Raw genomic sequence first — 24,760 nt, forward strand, 5'->3', positions numbered from 1 at the left:
CAATGCAACCCATCAAACCCCGGGACTAAACAGGTAGATTCAGGACCTGTTAGTATATTGAACGGGGTAACGCTCTCTCCACTGGCACGGCCCCGGAAAAATAAAAAACGATCGTTAAATATAATTAATGTGATATAAGCTCCGATTAGTGAATTTTTTATCTGAAGTGTGAATCATGCCAAAAAACCCTGCTTCACCAGCAGCCAGAAAGCCAACACCTTCCTCTGTTCCCGTTGAAGAAACTCTTCTGGAAAAGGGCGTGTTGAAGCTCACATCAGTTACCAATGTGCCACCGGTTAAACGTAAGGCTGGTAGTATACCAGATACGAACCGTATGAGCTTTCTTGCCGGCGCTGTCGTTGGGTATGGGGCTGATGAAAAACTCCACACCTATGCCGCAGATGTCTGGAAAAATCAGGCACAGCTCTGGCCAGATTTTTTTAAGGGATACCCCGCAGTTTATACCAGTGCGGCACCACCGGCTGCCAAAGCAACGGCTGATGATCTTATAAAAGCTCTTTCTATTCTGATGCGGATCGGCTTTCTGGTGGCTGATACAGCAGATGTTCTGGGAGGTATTGCCCGATCTGACCTGAGAGTTTCACTGAAAGGGCGTAATTTTGTTCTGGGTGAAGAAGGGGATGGTTCAAAACTTTACTGGCCGGGCAATGCAGCCAGTGGTGTTACGATTGGTCCGGGCTACGATATGGGACACAGAAAATTAAATAACGTTAAAGATGATCTAACTAGTTCCGGCGTTGCTGATATGATGGCAATTATTATTGCTGGAGGAGCTGAAGTTTTTGGTATTGATGCCAAAAATTTCGTTGCTCAGAATAAAGATAAAGTTACATTAAATTCTTTCGAGCAGATTGCTGTTTTTTATAAAGTTGTTCCAAAATATGAAGCACTGGTTGTGAAGCATTTACCTGTTTCACTTCAGAGCAGACTGTTTCAGCATGAGTTTGATGCGCTGTTAAGCCTTGCCTGGAACACCTCACGCTATGGCACTTATGGCTGCAACAACGATATTAACCATCTTGATTTTGTTTCTGCTGTATCGAGCTGGCTGACCTTAATAGCGGGCGGCAGAGGTATAGCTTTTCGCAGAGATAGAGAAACAAAAATGCTGACCGACGCGCAATATCAGATCAAAAATCTCGGTAAAGCATGGGAGATTCAGCTGATGCTCGATGTGACGCCCGGTTTATTAAGGAACAGAGGATGAGCGTTTACCTGCGTGCTGCACTCGCTTTGACATGCAGTCTGCTGGCAGTTCAGTCAGCCACAGCAGCGCCTGCTACAACAAAAACTCTGCCGGAATGGATGTTGGGGGAATGGGTCGTAACCCATGTTTATCAGGCAAAAAGTATTGACAGAACTGACTTTAATCCAAAACAATATTACCCTGGAAAACACCTGATTGTCGCTCCAGGACAAATGCGTTTAGGAGATTTTGGATGCGAAGTAGAAAGCGTTATTCATAGTACAGGGCGCTTTAAAAAAGTATTTACTGATGGTGTAAGCGGGCCACCGTTTACTGATTATGATGGACTACCTAAATTTCCTGAAAAAGTAACCTATGAAAAGGTACAATGTAGTCATCGTCTTGTTATCTTTAAAGATGATGACTCTCAAAGTGTTTCAAGAGAGCATATTGAAAAGTCTATACCTGTAAAATGGAATATTATAGTTCACTCACATGCTGAGATTGATCTTCCTTATTATGGCGCCACTTACCTCCAGCTTCGTAAGGTTACGCCTGCAACGTCATAAAAATTATGATGTATAAGGATGCGCTCACCCTGTTCGGCACGGACATAAGGAGCAGAGGATGAGCGTTTACCTGCGTGCTGCACTCGCTCTGACATGCAGTCTGCTGGCAGTTCAGTCAGCCACAGCAGCGCCTGTTACAACAAAAACTCTGCCGGAATGGATGCTGGGGGAATGGGTCGTTACTCACGTTTATCAGGCCAGAGGTATGGATAGAACTTACTTTGATCCGTACCAGTATTATCCTGGAAAACACATGACGATTACTCCCCGACAATTGCTGCTGACAGATTTTGGATGTGAGGTAGAAAGCGTTACTCATAGCACAGGGCGCTTTAAAGCAGTGTTTTCTGAAGGTATCGGTGGATTAACACCTGGCATGTTTGATGGGTTACCTAAATTTCCAGAAAAAATAACTTATGAAAAGGTAAAATGTAGCCATCGCCTTGCTGTTGTTAAAGATGATGATTCTTCAGATGGTAAAGAAACACATATGGTATTTGAAAAAACCATTTCTGATCAGTGGAATGTCATTATTCGTTCGCATACAGAAATTGATTTACCTTATTATGGAAATAATTACCTCCAGCTTCGTAAAGTTACGCCTGCAACGTCATAAAAATTATGGTGTATAAGGTATGCGCTTACCCTGTCTGGCACGGATATAAGGAGCGGAAGAGCAGAATACTACTCTCGAAATCGTCAGGCGGCCTCAGACAAAACGGGGTGTTGTGCTGCTGCCCCGACGATGGATCGTGGAGAGATCATTCGCGTGGGCAACGCGGTGCAGCAGGCTTGTGAAAGACTACGAGCGTTGCGCTTCAACACTCGCCGCGATTACACTACAGCTTTCGCAGGTTTCATACTGAAAAACGCAGCCCGAGTGCTCACGCAAAGTGCATAACACCTTCTGGGGCGCGCAATTTTCATTTTTTATAATCTATTTCAGAATCTGGCCAGTTATAGGAATATTATATTTTTTGCTCTGATTATCTCATTTGCAATGAACGCGCGCTCGTTATTTGATGTCGTAGTTCCTCTTCAGCTACTCTTGCTGTTCTCATAAAATGATACAGGTGGTGGCATGTTTGACGCGTTGTTAGCTGAAAAATCAGAGGACGGTCTCCAGAGTATAGCGTTGCGCCAGTTAAGTGAGGAGCAACTGCCACCCGGTGATGTGACAGTTCGTATCGAGTATTCAGCTCTGAATTATAAAGATGCCCTGGCTCTGACAGGCAACGGCCCGATTTTGCGTAGCTTTCCGATAGTGCCAGGGATAGATTTTGCAGGCACAGTTGAAAACTCCTCCTGCCTGAGGTTCAGCCCGGGGCAAAAGGTTATTCTCAACGGCTGGGGTGCCGGCGAAAAGCACTGGGGCGGTTTTTCTGGTCTTGCTCGTGTGCCTGGTGAGTGGCTGGTGCCTTTGCCTTCAGCGTTTACAACGCGTCAGGCTATGGCGCTGGGTACGGCCGGCTACACCGCTATGCTGTGTGTCAGAATGTTGCAAAAGCAAGGTGTGACACCCGATTGTGGTGATATTCTGGTCACCGGGGCAACAGGTGGGGTTGGCAGCGTGGCCGTTATGTTACTGGCTCGTCTGGGCTATAACGTGACGGCTGTGACCGGGCGTATGGAAGAAAAAGATACACTGCTCTCTCTCGGAGCCTGTAACGTGATCCCCCGGCAGTTTTTTGAAGGGCAAATTCGCCCGCTTGAAAAGGCGCGGTGGGCAGGTGCCATCGACGTGGCAGGCGGGAAGATGCTCGCTGCAGTCTGTGCTTCTATGCAGTCATCTGGTGTTGTTGCGGCTTGTGGTCTTGCCGCTGGTATGGACCTGCCGGCCACGGTGGCGCCCTTTATCCTGCGCGGTGTTATTCTGGCTGGTGTTGATAGTGTGTACTGCTCTCAATCAGAGCGTCTTGCTGCCTGGCAGGATCTTGCAGCACTGACAGATCCTGCAAAGCTTGAGAGTGTAACGACTGAAATATCGTTATCGCAGGCTGTGTCTGAGGCTGAAAAGCTGCTGAATGGTCAGGTCAAAGGGCGGGTTGTGGTTAGAGTTGCCTGAGTACACTCAGGCAAGCAAAATGTCAGTGCGATGCCTTGCGCACTGACCTGCGTGCCACGCTTACTGTTGCGCCCAGCAAAGCAATGCCCATAGCCACCCACAAACAGGTGCGTGTGCCACCATCAGGGCTGGCTTTGTCGAAATCGAAAATCAGAGCCACCAGTGCTGAACCGAGTGACCAGCCCATTGTGCGTGCCACAGCCATCATACCGCTTGCGGCACCACTACGATGCACCGGGCCTGCTGTCATAACAGTCAGGTTGTTAGGGGTCTGATAAAACCCGAAACCAATGCCGCATATGGCCATGCGTGGCAGTATATCTGCCAGTCCGGGGTTTGCTGGCATCATTGCGAGGCTGCCAATGCCGCAGGCCAGTAAAACCAGGCCTACACTACTGAGAAGTGAAGCCGGGTGGCGGCTGGCCAGATGGCCGGAGACGGGCGCTGCACAGGCGACAAGAAGCGGCCATGGAGTAACCAGCAGACCAGTCATAACCGGACTATAGTGAAAAAAGTTTTCAAAGAAGAAGGGCAGGGACACATAAGCCATTATCTGAGCCGCATATGCACAGACTGAAGCAGCAATAGAGAGAGCAAATAAAGGAATGCGCAGTAAATCGAGCGGCAGGAGCGGGTGAGGCTGTTTGCGCTGATGATAAATAAGAGCAATGGTGCTGGCTATGCAAAGGGCGGCTTCAAGTTCAGCCAGCTTATGTGCTCCTGCGCTCAGAGCATCAACGGCCAGAACACCAAGGCCGAGAGCTCCTGCGTTAAACAGGGCACCTGTCCAGTCAAAACGTTGGGTTTTAGCCTGTTTCTGATGGCGGGGGGCGGCATAAAGATAGAGTGACACGGTTACGATGCCGATGGGCAGATTAACCAGAAACAACCAGGGCCATGACGCGACAGAAAGAATGGCTGAGGCCAGCGTCGGCCCAACAGCAGCTGAGAGAGCGACGCATAAGGCGACTGCCGTAAATGCGCGGTGTAAGAGGGGCGGGGGCGTTATTTTGCGCACAATGGCCCCGCTCAGGGCGGCCATAAAGGCACTGCCTGCCCCCTGAGCCACGCGAGAGAGCAGCAAAAGTGGCAGAGTTGAGGAGAGCGCGCAGGCTAGTGAAGCCAGCGTAAACAGTCCAAGCCCGAATGCGTAAACAGCCCGTAAGCCTCGTGTTTCACCCAATGCAGCAGCCGGGAGCAAAAATATAGCAGCTGTAATCTGATATCCGTTGACGATCCAGGTCACCGGGCCGACACCGGTATTCAGGTCAGTTGCAATGGTTGGTAGAGCAATATTGGCAATAGCGGCATCAATACCAGCGAGTACCAGACCCAGCAGAGCACAGGTCATAACGGTACGGCGTTGCCATACGGGCAGATCAGCAGCAGATGGTGAGGTGCGTGTCACAGGTAGTCTTTCAAAGCGTACAGACAGAAAGATGTGAGAGTGGCATGGAGGTGCAGATGTTGTCTTTGCTCTCAGGATCTGACTAGTATCACTTTGATGTTACGAAAGATATGCCGCAGTAACCCCGCGAGGGTGATATCTCTTGCGTGACACAGGGGCGCTGCGGATATAAGCTTGCGGTCAGGTTTTAAAATATAAAAAGATTAAGAGGTATTATGAGTCACGATAGTTCTTTAGATGACTCATTTACTTTTATTGACTTATTCGCCGGTATTGGCGGTTTGCGGCGTGGTTTTGATGCCATTGGTGGCGAATGTGTATTTACCTCTGAATGGAATAAGTTTGCCCGGCAGACATATCAGGCGAACTATCCTGAGGCCGGGCAGATTTATGGTGACATTACTCAGATAGATACGGCTGATATTCCTGCACATGACGTGCTGGTTGCGGGTTTTCCATGCCAGCCGTTTTCTATTGCCGGTGTCTCGAAAAAGAACTCGCTGGGGCGTAGTCACGGCTTTGCCTGTGATGCCCAGGGGACGCTGTTTTTTGACGTTGCCCGCATTATTCGTGATAAGCGCCCGGCTGCATTTTTGCTTGAGAATGTGAAAAATCTTGAAAGTCACGACCGGGGTAATACTTTTGCCGTCATTATGAAAACCCTGCGTGAAGAGCTTGGGTATCATGTGTCGTATCGGGTAATTGATGCGAAGCATTTTTTGCCGCAGCACCGTGAACGCATTGCTATTGTCGGCTTTCGTGAGGAAGTGCCTTTTTCATGGGATGCCCTTAAACTGCCAGAGAAAGGGAGCGTGCGTTTACAGAGTATACTGCATGATGAAAGCGGCAGGGAAAAAGCTGAACTGCCTTATACGTCTGGTGCTAACGCTAAAGTTGATAAAAAATACATTCTGACTGACCGTCTGTGGCTGTATTTGCAAAATTATGCAGCAAAACATAAAGCCGCAGGTAATGGTTTTGGGTTTGGTCTGGTCGGTCCTGATGATACGGCCCGCACGTTGTCTGCCCGATATTATAAGGATGGATCAGAAATTCTTATTAAGCGGGGACCAGGCAAAAACCCACGCCGTCTGACACCGCGGGAGTGTGCCCGGCTGATGGGATATCCGGATACCTTTAATATTCCTGTATCTGACACGCAGGCATACAGACAATTTGGTAATTCTGTTGCCGTACCAGTTTTTTCTGCCATTGCGCGGATAATGCAGCCTCATATTATCCGGCTGGCCAGAGCTGAATGACAGGCAGAGTATTATGGCAGATGTGCACGATAAGGTAACGCGTAGTCGTAATATGTCCGCTATTCGTGCCAGTGACACCAGGCCTGAACTCATTATTCGTAAAGCGCTCTGGCAGGCGGGGCTGCGGTACAGACTTCATGTTAAAGCTCTGCCGGGGCGGCCTGACCTGGTTTTTCCGCGGTATCGGGCTGTCGTTATGGTGAATGGGTGCTTCTGGCATCACCATGACTGTTATTTGTTTAAATGGCCAGCTTCGCGTGAGGCGTTCTGGCGTGAGAAGATTACGAAAAATGAACTGAATGATGCACGTGTGCTGGCGGTTCTGAGGGAGATGGGGTGGCGGGTGGCATATGTGTGGGAATGTGCTTTGAAAGGGCGTAATAAACTGCTGCTGCCTGAGGTAACTGAAACACTTGGGGGCTGGATACGCTCGGATCAGGATACGTTAGAGATCAGAGGTATCAAAAAGGCATGACAGCTCATGCTCTTATTGCGTAAAAAGGCATCCTCCTCAATTTTATGAAGTTATAATGATGGTGCAGTCTGTTCTTGAAAAATATCGCTGGCTGGCAACATCTCCGGTCCGTTTTGCCTCGGTTGAGGTTCTGGATTCAGAGCATTTTTCTGTTGACGGTAAAGTCGTGGAGAAGGCGGCTTTGCCTCCCGAAGCATGCGGCAGCAATCCTGGTTCGCTGCGTACTCTGAATTTTCTTGCAGACAGGTGGAAATTTATACAACTGCAGCTTTTTAACCCTCTCATTTATTATGCTGCATTTGGCGATGATATTGTTTTTGACACTCTGGAGCTGTCTTTACGCTCACTGCTCGATATCGGGCAGTATCAGGGGGATATTGCTGTCTTTACAAACAGTGCCGGTGTTGCGCGTCTTGAACAGATGAAGCGGGAACTCCCTCTCACAGGTGATTTTTCTATAGAAGTGCTGGATGATTGTCACAGCGAGGTAGATTTTTACCTGTCCCGTTTCAGATTTTACGATCGGGCTTTTTTTCAGTCGCGGCAGCCGCTGTTGTATCTTGATGTCGATATCTTATGTAACAAACCGGTTGAATCACTTTTAGTTGATCTTGCATTTTCACCGGCGATTCATGTCGCACCTGAAGGCCGGCTGAATGAAGGGAATGATAATTCATCAGGTCACTGGTATGGCTGGCGCATGATGGAGGCTGATGGCATGGAGTTTGATCGCCATCAGAGAGGTTTTTCATCCGGATCAATAGGTTATGGTAATAGCTCTGTAGCATGTGAGTACGCCAGGCTGATTATGCAGGTCGCTCAGGCTTACCGGAAGGAGACGGGGCAGGACCGCCCGTTCATAGGTTATGACCAGTGCCTTGCTAATTATATTTTCCTGAAAGCAAATATCCGTCGCTTTGAACTGATCGGCCAGGCGGTCACGCTGCACAGAATAAAAGAAAATAATCTTGCATTATTTCCCTCTGAACGTCGTGGCTTCATTCATTTTCTTGCCGTACCTTTCCCGATTAAATTCGAGGCTATGAAAATATATAACCAGGATATGAGAAAAAAAATTCAGGAAGAAAGTTTGTAAAGTTTATATTTTTTTGTTACATAATAGGTGTTGTCTACCAGAAAAAAGTGCCTTTTCTCTAAAAGAGAATTTGGGAAAAAATAAAAAAAAGAGGCTTTTTATGGTTGTGTTTATTTCAGGCAGAACTGTAGTGGCCTGGTAAGTAAAAGCTGGTTTTCCCGCGGCTCCGGCTGCGGATGTTCTTGTTTTTACTGTGCCTTCCTTTCTTCAGAAGGCATGTTTGTTCTTATCTCACCTAAGTCGGAGGTCTGAGTATGTAGCAGGGCTGAGTGCTGGTTCTCTCAGTTATAAGACGATCAGTTTCTGATGGTCATACATAGCAACGCGTTTTTGAGTTTTTTTTCAAATTTTCAACGAAAAGAGGTTTCTTTTGTTCCCCCGTCTGTCAGTTTCTTTTTCGCGTTGTGTTACATACGTAATTTTTACGTTGTCGTTGTTTGCCGTTTCATCTTCATATGCTGCCGATGCCCTTCCTGATGCGGGTGGTACCCCTGCCACAAACTCCTCCATTGTCAGTAAGAAGGTTGTCGATCAGACGGTGAAACCCGACGAGGCACAGAAATATGCTTTGGGCGAGTTTCGTCTCAAACCAACGATTCCTGGCTTTTTGCGTTCACCTTATGGTCCTCCTTCTTTTGGTGCGCCTTACGGCACAACTCATGCCTTTGGTGACTGGTGGGGCGCGCAGCCCTGGCTGCAAAAGCATGGTATTTACTTTGCCGTGAATATTTATGAAGGCATTTCCGGTAACCCTGTCGGTGGTAAACGTCAGTCACATACTCTTGCCGGGCAGGTTGGTTCTACGCTTGATCTGCAATTTGAAAAATTGCTCAATGCCGGTGAATGGTCCCGTGACCTGTGGCTGCACATGCTGGTTGTGAATGGTAACGGGCAGAATCTCAGTCGCCTGATGGGGGATAATGGTAACCAGGTGCAGCAGATTTATGGCGCACGTGGTAACGTTGTTGCGCATCTGGTCTGGGCTTATTTTGAAAAATCGATGTTTGAGAACCGCCTTGATGTTTCTGTCGGCTGGATTCCACCAGGCACGTTCTTTAACAACTCTCCATGGGTCTGTAGCTTTATGAACGTCTGGCTGTGCGGTAATGTAACACCAGGTAAATATCTGAACGGTGGCCGTGACTGGCCTTCAGGTAATGCCGGCGGTGTTGTTCGTTATATGCCACGCCCTGATGTTTATATTATGGGTGGCGCTTTTGCGGTTTCTCCTCATAGCTATAACGGTGGCATTTCCGGCTGGTCATGGGCGCAGAGTGGGATTTCACAGGTCAGCACCGAATATGAAGTGGGCTGGATTCCTGAGTTTGGCCGTAATCATCTGATCGGCCATTACAAGGTTGGCGGTATGTATGATACCTCCCGCTATGAGCGCCTTTATGAAGGTTATACAAAAGGTACTAACCTCGGCGCCCCGACACAGAACTTTCATGGTCGTCAGGAATCAATCTGGGTTATGGCTGACCAGATGCTGCTGCGTCATGGCAAGGGTGATTCGAATGGTCTGGTTCTGGCGGGTTATTATAACTGGGCCAGTGGTAAAACCTCTCAGATTAATAATCATCTTGTCGGTGCTATTCTTGATACCGGCTGGTACTGGCACAGGCCGCTTGATAGCTGGGGTATTAATGTGCAGTGGGCCTCATTCAGCCGCTCAGCTATCCGCGCTCAGGAGGCAGCAGCTGCAGCCGGTCAGGCGCTGCCTGGCTGGAATTTTGGCGCTCCCTACGGCATCCAGGGGCATGAGACGATTTATGAAGCATTTTATACTTTCCATGTCCTGACCGGGTTTAACCTGCAACCTGATTTTCAGTATGTGAATCATCTCGGTGGCTCCACGCGCTACAAAGATGCTGCGGTTTTATCTCTGGCTATGACCCTCGCTCTCTGAGGGGCAGAGGCCTGGCGGGGGTGCGGTATGTTATTTTCTTTCTTGACGTGGAACATTTCAGGCCGCATTCCTCGCCATCATGCGTATTGCTGCTATTCTCCTCGCTGCCGGTTCCGGCAGCCGCTATACCGCTTCAGGCGGGTCCGAAACGCCTAAGCAGTATGTTCAGCTGGCCGGTGCTCCGGTCATCTGGCATGCCGCCAGGGCATTGTTGCCTCATGTGCACTGCCTTCTGCCTGTGGGTGACAAAGCCCGGCTGAGCGAAGTGCTCGACGGGCTTGATGTTCTCCCTCCTGTTGATGGTGGCGCAACCCGGCAGGCCAGCGTTCGTACTGGTCTTGAGGCTCTTGCTGCTCTCCCGGCAGAGCGGCGCCCTGACGTCGTGCTGGTTCATGACGGGGCCCGTCCTTACGTTACAGAGACACTTATTCATACTGTTGTGCAGGCGCTGGCTGATAAACCCGGTGCAATACCTGCCGTGCCTGTTGCCGACACGCTGAAGCGCGAGCATGGCGGTCTGATTGCAGACACCGTGCCGCGGGAGCATTTATTTCGTGCTCAGACCCCGCAGGGCTTTCATTTCGAAACGTTTCTCGATCTGCACCGTGCCGCAGCCGGAACAGATGCCACCGATGATGCCAGGCTGCTTGAAGATGCCGGCCTGAAGGTTGCTCTGGTGCGTGGTGATGAAGATAATATCAAGCTGACATATAAGGATGATCTCATGCGTCTTGAACGACTGGTAGGCCAGACCCTTCTGCCGCGTGTGGGCATGGGTTACGATGTGCATGCTTTTGAAGAGGGGCGGCCTCTTATCCTGTGTGGTATTACTGTGCCACACACGAAAGGTCTTGCTGGCCATTCAGACGCTGATGTGGGCATTCATGCTTTGTGTGATGCTATTTATGGTGCCCTGGCTGAGGGTGATATTGGTCGTCATTTTCCACCTTCGCAGAATGAGTGGAAAGATGCTGACAGTGCACGCTTTTTAATTCATGCAGGGCAGCGTATCCGCGATCGTGGCGGCAGGCTGGTCAATGTTGATCTGACACTCATTTGTGAGCGCCCGAAAATTGGCCCGCATGCTGAGGCTATGAGGGCCAGGCTGGCAGAACTGCTCGAGGTTGAAGTCAGCCGCATATCAGTTAAGGCAACCACATCTGAACGTCTGGGTTTTACCGGTCGTGAAGAAGGTATTGCCTGCACCGCGGCGGTTTCTGTTCTTATTCCCGAATAAGATGTGTTAGGCTGGCCCCTGAGGCCGGTGGTAGACTAAGTTTGCAAGGCAGCAGCCCGATGTTACGTCCTATTGATCTTGGTGGTGTCCTTATTGAGACGCCGGTTATTCTGGCACCTATGTCTGGTGTGACAGATCTGCCGTTTCGTAAGCTGGCCCGTCAGCTTGGGGCAGGGCTGGTTGTTTCTGAAATGATTGCTTCGTGGGCAATGGTGCGTGAGAATGACAATACACTGCGTATGGCAGAGGTTGTTGAATCAGGCGGTCCTAATGCTGTGCAGCTTGCCGGGTGTGACCCCGTTGCTATGGCCGAGGCCGCTCGTATTGCCGTAGGCCGTGGCGCTGATCTGATTGATATTAACTTTGGCTGCCCGGTAAAAAAGGTTGCTGTCGGGCAGATGGCTGGCTCAGCGCTGATGCGTGATGAGGCAGGGGCGGCGCGTCTGCTTGAGGCAACAGTTAAAGCTGTTAATGTGCCCGTAACCCTGAAGATGCGTATGGGCTGGGATCATCAGAGTCTCAATGCTCCCGTTCTGGGTCGTATCGCTCAGGAAGCAGGTATCAGAATGCTGACTGTGCATGGCCGCACACGTCAGCAGTTTTACAATGGGACAGCAGACTGGGCTTTTGTGCGTAAAGTTAAAGAGGCTGTTACACTCCCGGTTATTGTTAATGGTGATATTCTGACATCTGATGATGCCCGCGAAGCTATGGCTCAGTCAGGCGCAGATGGTGTGATGATCGGTCGTGGCTGTTATGGCCGCCCGTGGTTCCTGGCACAGGTGGCGCACTCTCTGCGTTACGGGCAGGAGGTTGCAGACCCGACATTGCCGGCGGAAAAAGCTATTGTCCTTCAGCATTACAATATGATGCTTGAGCATTTTGGTGAACGTCCCGGGCTCAGGCTCGCGCGCAAACATGTCTCCTGGTATTCCGCAGGTCTGCGACACTCTGCCGGGTTCAGAGCAGCATTTAACCGTGTGGATAATGCACCTGAAGCTATTCGTATGATTACTGAATTTTATGATCATATGATTGACACTAATGCTGTCCGGGAGCCGAGAAGCTCGCGTCATGCAGAGCTAACCACATGTGCTGCATAAGCATGATGCGGGCTGTGTGAACGGGAATGGCCGGAGACCAGATCAGAACGCCTGCTGAAGCTGCTTATCTTCTTGATGTTATGCCCGTTCCTTTGCTCGAGGTGGGAGCAGAGAACGAGATAGCGTTTGCTAACGCAGCAGCAGAAGAGTTTTTTGCAACCTCGCGTCGTCAGCTTTGTCAGCGGACGCTGCAGGAGCTGACAGGGCAGGATCATCCTCTGTTAGAACTCGTTGCAGCGTTACGCAGAGAGCATTGCAGAATTACAGAGTATGACCTGACCTTTCACTCTCACCGTTTTCATTATGAAGGCGTTACAGTATTTGCTTCGGATGTGCCCGACCGTGAGGGTGCGGTAGTGCTGACGTTTCATACGTCTCCGATGGTGAGGAATCTCGATCAGCAAACGCTTTTGCGCTCGGCAGCCCGTAGTATTTCGGGTCTGGCAGATGTGCTGGTGCAGGAGGTACGTAATCCTCTTTCCGGGATCAGAGGAGCAGCCCAGCTTTTGTCAGAAAATGTTGCTGCAACAGATGTGAAGCTGACAAAGCTGATTTGCGATGATGTTGACCGGATTGACGCTCTTGTTGAGCGTTTGTCGGCATTTACTGAAACATCATCTGAATACCGGCTTGTTAATGTACATCGTATTCTTGAACATGTGCGACAGCTGGCAGTGAAAGATTTTGCGGCTGAAATTATAATCTCAGAGCATTATGACCCGTCTTTGCCTTATGTCTGGGGAAGTCGTGATCAGTTTGAACGGATGTTTCTGAATCTTTTGAAAAATGCAGCTGAGTCTGTCAGGCGCAATAAGGGTGCCGGAAAAATTATTCTCGAGACACGCTATGAGCCCGGGGTCGGACGTATTTTGCCCGGCACGTCGCGCTGGCGGCATTTGCCCCTGGTGGTGAGTGTGTGTGATACGGGAGCCGGCGTTTGCGAGACAACGCGCAACCATTTATTTGAACCATTTTCAGATAAAGAGGCGGGTGATTATGGCTTACATCTGGCTTATGCCAGTAAGGTCACAGATGATCACGGTGGCATGATAGACGTAGAAAGTCGTCATAACTTCACAAAAATTAAAATCTACCTGCCTGCAGCTTCAGAGTCGCAAAAGTAGTTTTTTTTGCTATCGTGACGATGAAAATATAAAATACTGAGTGTCTGAACCTTTATGCCTTCTCTTCCCACCATTCTTATTGCAGATGATAACAGCTCAGTTCGTACCGTTCTGGGGCAGGCTCTGGGTCGGGCCGGATATCAGGTGCAGTTTTCCTCTGATGCAACTCTTGTTCTGCAGTGGGCAGAGGACGGAGAGGGTGATCTTGTTATAGCTGATGTGACTTTGCCTGACGCGAGTGACCTGACGCTTCTGAAGCGTATCAGGGCCGCTCGCCCTGATCTGCCGCTTATCGCTATAGGCTCAAGCCAGTCGGCAATGACAGCCGTGCAGATGGCACAATGTGGTGTAGCTGATTATCTTGTTAAGCCTTTTGATCTTGAGCATATGCTTAAGGCAGTCAGGTCGGCACTTTTATCTCCGGCATTGTCAGCGGGTGATGTGTCTTCTGGCGATAATCTGCCCGAACAGAGACTGGTTGGAGAATCTGTCGCCATTAAAAATGTGCGTCAGATGATAAGCCGGCTTAAAATGTCAGGTCTGCCTGTTGTTATCACGGGTGAAAGCGGCACAGGTAAGGCGCTTCTGGCACGCCTGATGCATGATAACAGTGCGCGCAGAGATAAGCCGTTTGTCACGGTTAATAAAACAGTCTTATCTTCAGCCGGAAGCTCTGAGCTCTGCAAAAGTGAGGATGGCGACTGGCGTGACTGCCTGAAACAGGCAACGGGCGGCACCTTATTTGTTGATGAAGTCAGTGAAATTCCTTCAGAGTTTCAGCTTGGTCTTTTACAGTTTTTGCATGAGCAGGAAGCCGCATCGGCAGCGGGTTTATCCCATGCTACTGGATATACTCAGGTTATTACAGCTACGCGTTATGATCTCCGCCAGGCTGTGCGAAGCGGCCTGTTTCGTGAGGATTTATATTACAGGCTTAATGTCGTTCCTGTTTATTTGCCGCCGTTGCGTGAACGGGCTGAAGATATAGCATCGCTTGTGGCGTATTTCTTTGCCCGTTATCAGTCAGAAAACCAGTCATCTGAACTCGATACGCAGGCGCTTGCGTGTTTGCAGGGGTTACACTGGCCTGGTAACGTGCGTGAGCTTGAAAATGTTGTCCGCCGTATTCTGACACTTTATCCGGATGATATGATTACCCGCGATATTGTTGAAGCAGCACTTTCAGAAACGCTGAATAATACGGGGGAAGAAATAAATGCATCTGATGATAATGGGTCATTTTCAGATGTCATTTCAGGTTATATCCTGCACTATCTGAAAGCTGAACGGGAGGGAGTGCCTGTGAATGACTTATATGCGCGGGTTATTTCAGAGGTAGAGAAACCTCTTATTCAGCTGACATTAGCCGAAACGCGCGGTAATCAGATAAAGGCTGCTACAATGCTGGGGCTTAACCGCAATACACTGCGTAAAAAAATACGAGAGCTTGAAATCCCTGTTATCCGGTTTCCGGGCTGATACTCTCTGATGAAACAGTGGCTCTCTCATTGTCATGAATGGCTGCTTAAAACGCGCCTCATATGGCTTTTGCGCTCTCTTGAACGGAAAAGCGTTGCTCTGACGCTTGCAGCTCTGGCTCTTGTCCTGGGGCTTGCGACATTTGTGGTGCTGTCTGCGGGCATGTCCCTTGGGCACTATATGGTCATTGAGCCGCTTGTCGTTATTCTCAACGCTTTTGTTTTATGTCTGCTACTGGCGGCTTTACTGATGCGTGCCGGCCCCATGCTGATGGAACATCGCAAAGGGCTGGCAGGAGCGCGCCTGCATGTCAGGCTTGTAACGTTATTTGGTATTGTTGCTGTTGCACCAACACTGGTTGTCGGGATTTTTGCAACTTTATTTTTTCATTTTGGTATTCAGATCTGGTTTTCCGACCGTGTAAATACAGCACTGAATGAGGCACTCGAAGTCTCGCGGGGCTACCTTAAAGAACATAATGCCAATATCCGCACCGATGCATTTTCTCTGGCAAACTATATTACCAGCGCACAAAATGAGCTGACTGCAAATGGTATGAACCTTTTGCAAAATAGCAGCGAACTGAGTGAGATGCTTGATAGTCAGGCCACAATTCGTGGTTTGACTGAAGCACTGGTTTATGACCCGATTACGAATAAGGTTGTGGCGGCAGGCGGGCTGATGAGCCGCACAGGATACCAGAAAGACCTTCCTCCGCCAGCTGCGACAGCGATGGCGCGGACCAGTGATGTGGCTATTCTCGATTCACCTGACCAGCGAACAGTTAGAGCTGTGGTTGAACTTTCGCAGACACCCGCTCTGATGCTTGTTATTACCCGCCTGGTGGATCCGAGTATTCTTGAGCATATGCACCGGACAGAAGGGGTGCTGGCTGACTACAGACGTCTTAATGCCAATAAAGCCAAAATTCAGCTGACATTTATTCTGATTTTTGCCCTTGTTGCATTACTTGTCCTGGCTGCTGCGGCCCTGATCGGCCTGGCTCTGGCGAATCAGATTGCCCGGCCACTGAGTTTACTGATTCTTGCTGCGAGAAGGATCAGTGAAGGGGATCTTGCCGTACATGTGCCTGAGGCAGACCGTGATGATGAGGTCAGCAGTCTTTCACGTGCGTTTAACCGCATGACAGAGCAGCTTGCCAGTCAGCGTGCTGAACTTATGGTAGCTTATGGTCAGATTAATGAACGGCGCCGCTTTACTGAAGCCGTTTTGTCCGGTGTGTCAGCCGGGGTGATCGGCCTTGATGTTGAGCAGCGTATTGAGCTGCCTAACCGTGCGGCCAGCCTGTTGCTTGAAACAGATATGATGAATGCGATCGGAGAGCCGCTTTCGCTCCGTGTGCCTGAATTTTCTGAGATTTTATCAGAAGTGGGCAGTACGACAGAAAATGTTATTACACGTGAGCTGCAAATCGGGCCGCCCGCTAAAAGGCGTACATTACTTGTACGGGTTGGCGCCGAGATGCGTGATCAGGTGGCAGAGGGCTACGTTATTACGTTTGATGATATTACAGCGCTTCAGCAGGCACAACGTAAAGCCGCCTGGGCGGATGTCGCAAGGCGTATCGCCCATGAAATCAAGAATCCCCTGACTCCTATTCAGCTCGCAGCTGAACGACTTAAGCGTCGTTTTCTGAAAGAAATTACATCTGACCCGGAGACATTTGCGCAATGTGCTGACACTATAGTGCGTCAGGTCGGTGATATCGGGCGGATGGTGGATGAGTTCTCGGCATTTGCACGTATGCCGCAGCCAGCCATGCGTGATGAGGATTTGTCGCGTATTATCCGTGAGGTTTTGATTCTTCAGCGTAATGCGCATGTAGAAATCACCTACAATGTCACTTTGCCTGAGCGGGGGCCGGTTGTGCGTTGTGACCGCCGTCTGATCAGCCAGGCTTTGATTAACCTTTTACAGAATGCGGCAGATGCCATTGCCATGACGCCAAAACAAGGCGATGTTGATAATAATGAAGAAGACGAAGGTGGAGCAGGTGAGATATGTGTTGCTATCGAAATGAAAGCAGAAACGGTTGAGATTTTAGTGATAGATAATGGTGCGGGACTTCCCTCCGGCGACAGGGACCGTCTGACTGAGCCTTATGTAACTCATAAGGCCAAAGGGACGGGGCTGGGGCTGGCAATAGTCAAGAAAATTATGGAAGATCATGGAGGTCTTATACACCTTCAGGACCGAGCAGAGGGAAGAGGAACTGTGGCTACTCTGATTTTACCGGTGAAAGATTCTTATGGCTCATGAAATCCTGATTGTTGATGACGAACCCGATATCAGAATGCTGGTGGAGGGGATTCTTGAAGATGAAGGGTACACAACCCGGGTCGCAGGTAATTCTGATGCTGCCATTCAGGCTTTTCGTAGCCGCAGGCCAGCTCTGGTTATTCTGGATGTGTGGTTGCAGGGGTCAAAACTCGACGGGCTGGGCATTCTCAGTCTCTTACAGGCCGAAGATTCTTCAGTGCCGGTTATTATGATTTCTGGTCATGGCACCATTGAGACAGCCGTTGCAGCTCTTCAGCATGGTGCTTACGATTTTATAGAAAAACCTTTTCAGGCTGATCGTCTTCTGGTTGTTGTCCGGCGGGCTATCGAGGCTGCACGTCTTACCAAAGAGAATGAAGAGCTTCGTTTGCGTGCAGGGCAGGAAGCTGAGTTATTTGGCAACAGCGTTCTGATCGCGGCTATCAGAAGTCAGATTGAGCGTGTTGCGCCTACAGGCTCCAGAGTATTGATTACGGGCGCCCCAGGTGCGGGGAAAGAGGTTGCCGCGCGTATGATCCACGCCCGTTCCCGGCGTGCTGATGGTCCGTTTATTGTGCTTAACTGCGCGACTATGGCGCCCGAACGTTTTGAGGGCGAGCTGTTTGGCATAGAAGGCGCAGCCGATGGTACCGGTCGGCGTATTGGCGTCCTTGAGCGCGCACATGGTGGTACTCTGCTGCTTGACGAGGTGGCAGATATGCCGCTCGAAACACAGGGTAAAATTGTCAGAGCCTTGCAGGATCAGACTTTTGAACGGGTTGGCGGTTCCACCCGGGTGAAAGTTGATATTCGTGTTCTCGCTACGACGAACCGTGACCTGCAGGCTGGTATTACAGCCGGGCGTTTTCGTGAGGACCTGTATTATCGTCTGGCTGTTGTGCCTTTGCGCATGCCGGCCCTGCGTGAGCGACGGGATGATATTCCTGGTCTGGCGATGCTTTTTCTGCACAGGGCTGCAGAGCTTGCAGGGCTGCCTCAGCGTGAGCTTTCTGCCGATGCTGTAGCTGCGTTACAGGCTTATGAGTGGCCGGGCAATATTCGTGAGCTGCGCAACCTGATGGAGCGTGTGCTGATCATGCTGCCGGGAAATACGACAGAGCCTATCCGTGCAGAAATGCTTCCCTCAACGGTGGGGGAGGGGGCGCCGGCTTTGCTAAAATTCGATGCCTCAGCAGATGTCATGAGCCTGCCGTTACGTGAGGCGCGTGATATGTTCGAGACACAGTACCTGCAGGCGCAGTTACTTCGTTTTGGGGGAAATATTAGTCGTACAGCGATTTTTGTTGGGATGGAGCGTAGTGCTTTACATCGCAAACTGAAACAACTTGGTGTAACATCAGAAGATCGTGGATCAGCATGAGAGCTGTCATGATAAAGAAAATGTTTCCAGGGTTATAATAAAAAAAGAGAACAGGGCCTCTGAAAATGGAAAAAGAAACTGGCTGCAATGTGCAGGATGCTTTTTTAAGTCAGATAAGGCGTTCACGCGCCTCTGTGACAATCTTTCTGGTGAATGGTGTCAAACTTCAGGGTAATATTACGTGGTTTGACGAAACAACAGTTCTTCTGAAGCGTGATGATCAGACACAGCTGATCTATAAACATGCGATCAGCACAGTTATGCCCTCTGTGCCGGTGAATGTTTTTGAAACGGCAGAAGAACCTGTATCCTCTGATAAAGAAATGTTTTTGCGTGACGACTTCCTCTGAAACAAAACCCGCAGCCGTACGCGGCGCTGTTATTCTGCCCTGGCTGCGTGCCACTCAGGAGCAGGACGTCAGAGCCGCTGAAGCACGTCTCGATGAGGCTGTGGGGTTAGCTGCTTCTATTAACCTGGTTATTGTAAGGCAGGCGGTTTTACTGCTGCGCACCCGCAGGGCAGCGACTCTTCTGGGTGTTGGTCAGGTTGAATCTCTGAAAGAGGCAGTTAAGGCTGACCGTATTGATGTTGTGGTTATTGATGCCCGTCTCACGCCAGGGCAGCAGCGTAACCTTGAGCGTGAATGTGGCTGTAAAGTTATTGACCGTACGGGTCTGATTCTTGATATTTTTGGTGCGAGAGCTGCAACAAAGGAAGGGACGCTTCAGGTCGAGCTGGCGCACCTTGAATACCAGCGCTCACGTCTTGTCAGGTTATGGACTCACCTTGAACGCCAGCGTGGTGGGTTTGGCTTTCTTGGTGGCCCTGGTGAGACACAGGTTGAAGCTGATCGTCGTATGATCGGTGACCGGATCGTCAGGCTAAAAAAAGAACTCGAGCAGGTACGCCGCACCCGGGGGCTGCACAGGCAGGCCCGCAAGAGAGTGCCATTTCCTGTTGTGGCTCTTGTCGGATATACGAACGCCGGTAAATCGACATTGTTTAATGCCCTGACCGGCGCCGCTGTTTATGCTCAGGACCAGTTGTTTGCAACGCTCGACCCGACGATGCGGGCGATTACCCTGCCGTCTGGCCGGCGTGTTATCCTGTCTGACACGGTGGGCTTCATTAGCGATCTTCCGACCGAGCTGATAGCTGCCTTTCGCGCAACGCTGGAAGAAGTGTCTGAAGCTGATATTATTTTGCACGTACGTGATATCGCCCATCCGGACAGCTCTGCTCAGAAAAAAGACGTTTATGGCGTACTTAATGGTATGGCCCAGAGTGGGATGATAGAGCCCGACTGGAGCAATCGTACCATTGAGGTGATGAACAAAGCCGACCTTATGGGTGGGCCCGAGGCTTTTCCTGAAACAGAAGAGACGGTTGCGATTTCAGCCATAACGGGTGATGGCCTGCCACAGCTGATGGCACTGATCGACAGGCATATCACAACGGCTATGATCCTCGTGCGTTATGAGATCCCTCTGGCTGAGGGCGCGGCCTCTGCCTGGTTGTATCAGCATGGAGAGGTCACAGAACGTGAAGATGGTGAGGAACGTATGACACTGACCGTACGTTTACAGCCACAGGATCGCGCACGTTTTGAAATGCAGTTTCGTCACATTCTGGCTGAAGTGCCGTAGCCGGATCGTCACAAGTGAGAATAGCTGTTGTCGGTGCCGGGGCGGTAGGATGTTATAGCGGTGCCCTCCTGGCGCGGGCAGGCTATGACGTGACGCTGGTCACCCGACCTGCGCAGTCTGCTCTTATTCAGGCCCGTGGTATCTTGCTGGAAGAGGGTGGTAAAAAACACACTATCCGGCTTAAAGCGGTTTCTGACAGTCAGTGCCTTCCTGTAGCCGATCTGGTTCTGGTCAGTGTTAAGGCCGGAGATAATGCAGCTGCTGCACCGCTGGTGCTGAGCCTGCTCGGTAAAGATACAGTTATTCTGAGCATGCAGAATGGTGTCGATACTGCAGCGCAGCTGAGTGAACTGACTGGCCGCGAGGTTTTACCCTCTGCACTTTATATTGCTGTTGACAGGGTTGAACCTGGCCACGTTGTGCACCGTGGTGGTCATCATATTATGCTGGGAAGCGGCAAGGGGAGCAGGCTGGCAGCTGCGGCCTTAAACCGTGCAGCCCCCCTGAAGGCTGAGATATCGCAGGATATACCATCAGTATTATGGGAAAAGCTGACAGTAAACTGCGTATATAATGCCCTTTCGGCCATTACCCTGATGCCTTATGCGGCTTTTGGGGAAACAGACGGTGCGGGTGCTGTAATTCAGATGGTTCTGGAAGAATGCCGTGTTGTTGCCCAGGCCTGCGGAGTGACACTCCCTGCGGATATGACGCAGAGGCTCCACCAGATTATACAGCATATGCCCACGCAGAAATCTTCAGCTGCACAGGATGTTATGAAAGGGCGGGCGACCGAAATTGAGTTTATTAATGGCTATATTGTGAGAAAGGCCGGTGAGTATGGTATTGCTGTACCGGTTAATTTTACACTTCTTGTTATTATCAGAATGATTGAAAAACGGCTGGCTCAGGAAAAACTGGTTTAGTCAAATTCTGCCGGCAGATCCGGGCAGGTATGAAAGCGGAAGAGTTTATTAATCTGTCCTGGCAGGACACGTCCTTCAGACAAATCTGCCGGAATTTCGTTTTGTGCAAAAAAGCGTATTTCACTGGTTTCTATGCTGGTTGCAGGCTGGCCTCCGGTAATTTCTCCCAGAAAAAAAAGTTTGGTAACACTGAAGGGCTCAGGTGGCATATGCTGCTGCGTACTGCGGTCGAGTGCCATAACCAGTCTGGTTATTCTTACCTCATAACCTGTTTCTTCAAAGACCTCTTTTGCGGCATTCTGAGCAGGTGTGTAGTTTGTGTCGGCCCAGCCTCCGGGAATAGTCCAGCGGTTTTTATCGAGAATTTCGCGTACCATCAGTATACGCCCCTGCTCATCAAAAATACCCGCCCGCACTTCGAGTTTAGGCGTGGCATAACCCTGTTGACCTGCAAAAAGAGAGGCGATCTTTACTTCAGAGTCATCACAGCCTGTGGCCATGATATGTGCGGCAAGCTTACGTAAGGTTTCATATCGCTCGCGGTCAAACGGGTCTTTGGCATAAGTGAGGCCTGTCTGAGAAATAGCCTGAATATCACGCGCCCAGAGAAGCCATGCCGGTTCAGTCATTGTTTATTCTCCTTTTGCGGGCTGATTTATATAAAAAAACGGGGGAGCTTTCACTCCCCCGTCGCAGACTTATATCAAAGCCGCCGGATTATGCGTCAATCTTTGTCGCACTCTCATGGTTTATCAGCAGGCTGTCACCATTCGCTGAGACAGGAATAGTCTGCCCGTCATGAATGCTACCCTGAAGCAAGAGCTCAGCCAGAGGGTTTTGCAGGCTACGCTGCACAACCCGTTTAAGCGGGCGCGCACCATAGACCGGGTCATACCCCTCGTTAGCAAGCCAGGCATGAGCCAGATTATCAAGAGACAGCGTTATTTTGCGGTCATCAAGCAGCTTTTGCAGGCGTGCAATCTGGATATCAACGATCTGAGCCATGTCTGCTTTTTGCAGACGTGAGAACAGAATAATCTCATCCAGACGGTTGAGGAACTCAGGGCGGAAGTGATCGCGTACAATCTTCATCACGCTGGCATGAACAAGGTCAGTTGATTCACCATCTGGCTGGTTTGCCAGCAGTTCAGACCCGAGATTGCTTGTCAGAATGATAATTGTATTACGGAAATCAACTGTGCGTCCCTGACCATCTGTCAGGCGGCCGTCGTCAAGCACCTGCAGCAGAATGTTAAAGACATCCTGATGAGCTTTTTCAACTTCGTCGAACAGAATAACCTGGTAAGGTCTGCGGCGCACAGCTTCTGTCAGCACACCACCTTCCTCATAGCCGATATATCCCGGAGGGGCACCGACCAGACGTGAGACAGCATGCTTCTCCATGAATTCGCTCATATCAATGCGAAGCAGAGCTTTTTCATCATCAAAGAGGAAGCGCGCCAGAGCTTTTGAAAGCTCGGTTTTGCCTACGCCGGTTGGCCCAAGGAACAAAAACGAACCGATGGGGCGGTTAGGGTCCTGCAGGCCTGCACGAGCACGCCGTACGGCATCAGAAACAGCTTTGAGAGCGGCTTCCTGACCGATAACAGAACGGCGCAGTTCATCTTCCATACGCAGCAATTTGGCACGTTCACCTTCAAGCATGCGGTCGACAGGCACGCCAGTCCAGCGCGAGACAACAGCCGCCACGCTCTGGTCAGTAACAGCCTGCGAGACGAGATCGCTTTTGCTGCTTTCGGCTTCTTCCTGCTGGGCTGTGGCAATTTTTGCCTGAAGGTCAGGGATGACACCATACATCAGCTCAGAAGCTTTGCCGAGGTTGCCTGTGCGCTGTGCGACCTCAACGTCAGAGCGTGCCTGGTCAAGCTGCTCCTGCAGCTTCTGCACAGCCTGAACACGTTCTTTTTCTGCATGCCAGGTAGCGCTCATGGCATCTGACTGCTCTTCAAGTTCAGTCAGCTCCAGTTCAACAGCTTCAAGACGCTCTTTACTGGCTGTATCATCCTCTTTACGCAAAGCTTCCCGCTCAATTTTGAGCTGGATGATACGACGGTCGAGTTCGTCAAGTTTCTCAGGTTTGCTGTCAATCTGCATCCGCAGACGGCTGGCAGCTTCATCAATCAGGTCGATTGCTTTATCTGGCAGAAAACGGTCAGTAATATAGCGGTTTGACAGGGTTGCGGCAGAAACAATAGCCCCATCGGTTATTCTTACACCGTGATGGAGTTCGTATTTCTCTTTAATACCACGCAGAATAGAGATGGTATCAGCCACTGATGGCTCGCCCACAAAAACCGGCTGGAAGCGGCGGGCAAGTGCGGCATCTTTCTCAATATATTTGCGATATTCATCCAGTGTTGTCGCGCCGATACAATGCAGCGTGCCACGAGCCAGCTCAGGTTTGATCAGGTTCGAGGCATCCATTGCGCCATCGGTCCGCCCGGCGCCAACGAGGGTATGCATTTCGTCGATGAAGAGGATAACCTCGCCTTCGGCACTTTCAATTTCTTTCAGTACAGCTTTAAGGCGTTCTTCAAATTCACCACGAAATTTCGCGCCGGCAACCAGAGCGCCCAGATCAAGCGAAAGCAGCTTTTTGTTTTTAAGGGCTTCAGGCACGTCACCATTGACGATACGCTGGGCAAGCCCTTCTACAATAGCTGTTTTACCAACGCCTGGCTCACCGATCAGAACCGGATTGTTTTTGCTGCGGCGGGCCAGAACCTGAATGGCGCGACGAATTTCTTCATCACGACCAATAACCGGGTCGAGTTTGCCTGCCTGTGCAACAGCAGTGACGTCACGTGCATATTTTTTAAGCGCATCAAAGCCGGCTTCAGCATTTTCGCTGGTTACGGTGCGCCCTTTGCGGATTGCCGCGACGGCACTTTCAAGCGCAGAGGCAGAGGCGCCGTGTTTTTGCAAAGCCCTGCCTGCGGCTGTATTCGATGCGGCAATGCTGACAAGGAGCCGGTCCTGGGCAACGAAGGAGTCACCTGCTTTTGCAGCAGCCTGTTCAGCGTCATCAAGGAGGCGAATCAGGTCAGGCGTGGCCTGTGGCTGGCCCGCCCCACCACCTTCTACACGAGGCAATTTTGCCAGGGCTTCGGTGTTCGAGGCTTTAATCTGTTCAGGGTTGCCGCCAGCAGCGCGGATAAGGGCAGAAGCTGCCCCTTCGTCGTCGTCAAGCATTGCTTTGAGCAGATGCTCAGGAGTCAGCTGCTGGTTAAAATCACGCAGAGCAATGGTCTGTGCAGCCTGTAAAAACCCTTTTGACCGTTCAGTAAATTTTGCAATATCCATAATATTCCTCTTGTCCCTCTTATCTCAGGCAACTAAAGGCCGTTTCTCACCCCGGTAAGGCAGTGAGGGGATGAATGCTTCACCCATACTCAGAGATTGGCACCCTCATTTCAACAATCAAGAGCTGTAAGAACAAAATGTTAATATTTTAGGCATTTATGTTAAAAAATATGAAACTGATTGATATTAATGTGTTGAGTGAAATTATTTAATACTGCCACCCTGCTATATAGGCTGGAGGATGGCAGTATTAATGCGTTAAAAAATA

At 50.2% G+C, this 24,760-nt stretch carries 20 protein-coding genes and 1 pseudogene; 18 read left to right on the forward strand and 3 right to left on the reverse strand.

Annotation, left to right across the window (positions count from 1 at the left end; translation table 11 throughout):
- Positions 1-175: 175 nt before the first annotated feature.
- From HK11_RS08340 to HK11_RS08360, 5 genes and pseudogenes are all read left to right on the forward strand, one after another.
- Positions 176-1,228, forward strand: a complete 1,053-nt coding sequence (locus HK11_RS08340) for a hypothetical protein (RefSeq protein ID WP_086554896.1) — start codon at positions 176-178, stop codon at positions 1,226-1,228.
- Positions 1,225-1,776 (forward strand): hypothetical protein, encoded by a 552-nt coding sequence (locus HK11_RS08345; RefSeq protein ID WP_086554897.1) that lies wholly within the window; start codon positions 1,225-1,227, stop codon positions 1,774-1,776. Before HK11_RS08340 ends, HK11_RS08345 begins: the two co-directional genes overlap by 4 nt.
- Positions 1,777-1,834: 58 nt before the next feature.
- The gene (locus tag HK11_RS08350; protein WP_086554898.1) at positions 1,835-2,392 is read left to right on the forward strand and encodes a hypothetical protein; all 558 of its coding nucleotides are present in this window, start codon (positions 1,835-1,837) and stop codon (positions 2,390-2,392) included.
- Between the two features lie 52 nt (positions 2,393-2,444).
- Positions 2,445-2,677: pseudogene (locus tag HK11_RS08355) on the forward strand (transposase); the annotation flags it as partial.
- A gap of 180 nt (positions 2,678-2,857) precedes the next feature.
- Positions 2,858-3,841: an MDR family oxidoreductase gene (locus HK11_RS08360; RefSeq protein ID WP_086554899.1), complete on the forward strand. Its 984-nt coding sequence runs from the start codon at positions 2,858-2,860 to the stop codon at positions 3,839-3,841.
- 22 nt (positions 3,842-3,863) lie between these two features.
- Here HK11_RS08360 and HK11_RS08365 read toward each other — a convergent pair whose 3' ends face one another.
- Positions 3,864-5,249, reverse strand: a complete 1,386-nt coding sequence (locus HK11_RS08365; RefSeq protein ID WP_233133399.1) for an MFS transporter — start codon at positions 5,247-5,249, stop codon at positions 3,864-3,866.
- A 215-nt stretch (positions 5,250-5,464) separates the two neighbouring features.
- Here HK11_RS08365 and dcm point away from each other — a divergent pair, with 215 nt between their 5' ends.
- The 13 genes from dcm to HK11_RS08430 all read left to right on the forward strand — a co-directional run bounded on the left by dcm (position 5,465) and on the right by HK11_RS08430 (position 21,168).
- Positions 5,465-6,511: a DNA (cytosine-5-)-methyltransferase gene (gene dcm / locus HK11_RS08370; protein ID WP_086554900.1), complete on the forward strand. Its 1,047-nt coding sequence runs from the start codon at positions 5,465-5,467 to the stop codon at positions 6,509-6,511.
- 13 nt (positions 6,512-6,524) lie between these two features.
- The gene (locus HK11_RS08375) at positions 6,525-6,986 is read left to right on the forward strand and encodes a very short patch repair endonuclease (protein ID WP_086554901.1); all 462 of its coding nucleotides are present in this window, start codon (positions 6,525-6,527) and stop codon (positions 6,984-6,986) included.
- 55 nt (positions 6,987-7,041) lie between these two features.
- Positions 7,042-8,082 carry a hypothetical protein gene (locus HK11_RS08380; protein ID WP_086554902.1) on the forward strand — a complete coding sequence of 347 codons (1,041 nt, stop codon included), beginning with the start codon at positions 7,042-7,044 and terminating at the stop codon, positions 8,080-8,082.
- Between the two features lie 370 nt (positions 8,083-8,452).
- Positions 8,453-9,991, forward strand: a complete 1,539-nt coding sequence (locus HK11_RS08385; protein WP_086554903.1) for a carbohydrate porin — start codon at positions 8,453-8,455, stop codon at positions 9,989-9,991.
- A 79-nt stretch (positions 9,992-10,070) separates the two neighbouring features.
- Positions 10,071-11,228: a bifunctional 2-C-methyl-D-erythritol 4-phosphate cytidylyltransferase/2-C-methyl-D-erythritol 2,4-cyclodiphosphate synthase gene (locus HK11_RS08390; protein ID WP_086554904.1), complete on the forward strand. Its 1,158-nt coding sequence runs from the start codon at positions 10,071-10,073 to the stop codon at positions 11,226-11,228.
- 59 nt (positions 11,229-11,287) lie between these two features.
- Positions 11,288-12,331 carry a tRNA dihydrouridine synthase DusB gene (gene dusB, locus HK11_RS08395; protein ID WP_086554905.1) on the forward strand — a complete coding sequence of 348 codons (1,044 nt, stop codon included), beginning with the start codon at positions 11,288-11,290 and terminating at the stop codon, positions 12,329-12,331.
- 26 nt (positions 12,332-12,357) lie between these two features.
- A complete protein-coding gene (locus HK11_RS08400) occupies positions 12,358-13,455 on the forward strand; it encodes a nitrogen regulation protein NR(II) (protein ID WP_086554906.1) in 1,098 nt (365 codons plus the stop codon).
- A gap of 54 nt (positions 13,456-13,509) precedes the next feature.
- Positions 13,510-14,934: a sigma-54 dependent transcriptional regulator gene (locus HK11_RS08405; RefSeq protein ID WP_086554907.1), complete on the forward strand. Its 1,425-nt coding sequence runs from the start codon at positions 13,510-13,512 to the stop codon at positions 14,932-14,934.
- Between the two features lie 9 nt (positions 14,935-14,943).
- Positions 14,944-17,214, forward strand: a complete 2,271-nt coding sequence (locus HK11_RS08410) for a PAS domain-containing sensor histidine kinase (RefSeq protein ID WP_086554908.1) — start codon at positions 14,944-14,946, stop codon at positions 17,212-17,214.
- Complete coding sequence (locus tag HK11_RS08415; protein ID WP_086554909.1) at positions 17,204-18,595, forward strand: sigma-54 dependent transcriptional regulator; 1,392 nt, start codon at positions 17,204-17,206, stop codon at positions 18,593-18,595. Before HK11_RS08410 ends, HK11_RS08415 begins: the two co-directional genes overlap by 11 nt.
- 65 nt (positions 18,596-18,660) lie before the next feature.
- Positions 18,661-18,945, forward strand: a complete 285-nt coding sequence (hfq, locus tag HK11_RS08420) for an RNA chaperone Hfq (protein ID WP_086554910.1) — start codon at positions 18,661-18,663, stop codon at positions 18,943-18,945.
- On the forward strand, positions 18,929-20,242 hold the full coding sequence (hflX, locus tag HK11_RS08425; protein WP_233127709.1) for a GTPase HflX: 1,314 nt from the start codon (positions 18,929-18,931) through the stop codon (positions 20,240-20,242). Before hfq ends, hflX begins: the two co-directional genes overlap by 17 nt.
- Before the next feature lie 14 nt (positions 20,243-20,256).
- Positions 20,257-21,168 carry a ketopantoate reductase family protein gene (locus HK11_RS08430; protein ID WP_086554912.1) on the forward strand — a complete coding sequence of 304 codons (912 nt, stop codon included), beginning with the start codon at positions 20,257-20,259 and terminating at the stop codon, positions 21,166-21,168.
- On the opposite strand, the gene HK11_RS08435 is transcribed toward HK11_RS08430, so the two are convergent.
- Together HK11_RS08435 and clpB are read right to left on the reverse strand one after the other, a co-directional pair.
- Positions 21,165-21,797, reverse strand: coding sequence for an NUDIX hydrolase (locus HK11_RS08435; protein WP_086554913.1), 633 nt, complete (start codon positions 21,795-21,797; stop codon positions 21,165-21,167). The two genes, HK11_RS08430 and HK11_RS08435, sit on opposite strands and share 4 nt — an antisense overlap.
- A gap of 88 nt (positions 21,798-21,885) precedes the next feature.
- Positions 21,886-24,492: an ATP-dependent chaperone ClpB gene (gene clpB, locus HK11_RS08440; RefSeq protein ID WP_086554914.1), complete on the reverse strand. Its 2,607-nt coding sequence runs from the start codon at positions 24,490-24,492 to the stop codon at positions 21,886-21,888.
- Positions 24,493-24,760 lie beyond the last annotated feature (268 nt).

The sequence above is a fragment of the Acetobacter sp. DmW_043 genome, from assembly GCF_002153485.1.
GTDB classification, from domain to species: Bacteria; Pseudomonadota; Alphaproteobacteria; order Acetobacterales; family Acetobacteraceae; genus Acetobacter; species Acetobacter thailandicus.